The 319-nt window shown below is 70.2% G+C and carries 1 protein-coding gene; it reads right to left on the bottom strand.

The window, feature by feature from the left end; genetic code table 11:
• A partial coding sequence (locus tag RISW2_RS23330) for a phage major capsid protein (RefSeq protein WP_043776149.1) occupies positions 1–319 on the bottom strand: 319 nt, incomplete at both ends.

Here is a 319-nt window from a genome sequence, read left to right as displayed (position 1 = left end):
CTGGCCGCTTTCCTTCGGCACCGTCAGCATCGCCGGCGAGTTGAACCAGCCGAGCGGCTGGCCGACGCCGCTGCCCTCGACGATCGCGAGGTTCTTCTTCCACGCGATGGCCATGGCCGCCTTGTTGGACAGCCGGTTGCGCAGGCGGATGGCGTCCTCGAGCAGCTCCTCGGATGCCAGCGCCAGGCAGTAGAGCTCGTGCAGAGGGACGCTGCGGCCCTCGTCGGCGAGCTGGGTCGGCGTCATCTGGCTGCCCTCGGAGCGCCAGTAGGCCTTGATGCCCGACGTGCCCCACGGCGTGGTCTCGTCGGCGCCGAGC

The sequence above is a fragment of the Roseivivax isoporae LMG 25204 genome (assembly GCF_000521865.1).
Classification (GTDB): Bacteria; Pseudomonadota; Alphaproteobacteria; order Rhodobacterales; family Rhodobacteraceae; genus Roseivivax; species Roseivivax isoporae.
This window is presented reverse-complemented; position numbering and strand designations above follow the sequence as displayed.